Origin of the sequence: Actinoplanes sp. NPDC049265 (genome assembly GCF_043197135.1) — a bacterium.
In the GTDB taxonomy this organism is placed as follows: Bacteria; Actinomycetota; Actinomycetes; order Mycobacteriales; family Micromonosporaceae; genus Actinoplanes.
In genome coordinates this window covers 1-1,171 of record NZ_JBICSP010000066.1, presented here as the reverse complement: position 1 = coordinate 1,171, position 1,171 = coordinate 1, and the positions used below count along the sequence as shown (strand labels likewise).

The 1,171-nt window shown below is 61.5% G+C and carries 1 protein-coding gene; it reads left to right on the top strand.

Annotated features, from left to right (window positions below; genetic code table 11):
• On the top strand, positions 1-1,171 hold a 1,171-nt coding region (locus ACGFIO_RS44325), incomplete at both ends, for a hypothetical protein (protein WP_392837327.1).

The following is a 1,171-nucleotide window of genomic DNA, read 5'->3' as shown; positions in this document are numbered from 1 at the left end:
TTTTCGACCAGTTCACCGCCGACGGTAAACCCACGCACGGCACGATGCCGGGTCAGAATGGTGCGCCGCCGCAGGGTGTCACGGTCACCTACGACAATGGTGCGTCGACATGGCGGTATGACGACGGGACAGTCGTCGACCGTAACGAAGCCGGCAACGTCACCCACGAGAAGACCGCTGATGGCGCCGTTTTCGACCAGTTCACCGCCGACGGTAAACCGACGCACGGCACGATGCCGGGTCAGAATGGTGCGCCGCCGCAGGGTGTCACGGTCACCTACGACAACGGCGCGTCGACATGGCGGTATGACGATGGGACGGTCGTCGACCGTAACGCTCACGGGGATGTCACTCACGAGAAGACGGCTGATGGCGCGGTTTTCGACCAGTTCACCGCCGACGGTAAACCCACGCACGGCACGATGCCGGGTCAGAATGGTGCGCCGCCGCAGGGTGTCACGGTCACCTACGACAACGGCGCGTCGACATGGCGGTATGACGACGGGACAGTCGTCGACCGTAACGAAGCCGGCAACGTCACTCACGAGAAGACGGCTGATGGCGCGGTTTTCGATCAGTTCACCGCTGACGGTAAACCCACGCACGGCACCATGCCCGGTGAGAACGGTGCGCCCCCGCAAGGCGTCACCGTCACGTACGACAACGGCGCGTCCACATGGCGATACGACGACGGGACGGTTGTCAGCCGCAACGCTCACGGCGACGTCACTCACCAGAACACTGCCGAGGGAGCAGTGTTCGACAAATTCAACCCCGACAGCAAGCCTACGCACGGCATCATCCCCGGTGAGAACGGTGCGCCACCGCAAGGCGTAACCATCTCCTACGACAACGGTGCATCCACCTGGCGATACGACGACGGCACCGTCGTCAACCGCAACGCCCACGGCGACGTTGTACGGCAGGAAACCGCCGATCGGACGGTCTTCGACAAGTTCAACCCCGACGGTAAAGCCATTCATGCCACGACGCATCCTGAGAATGGGCCGTCTCAGAACGTCGATATCAGTTATGACGGTGGCACTTCCACGTGGCAGTACGATGATGGCAGTATTGTCAAGCGTAATGCCAAGGGCGACACCACGTGGCAGCAGACGTCCGATAAGACCGTCTATGACAAGTTCAATGACGGCAACAAACCCATTCACGC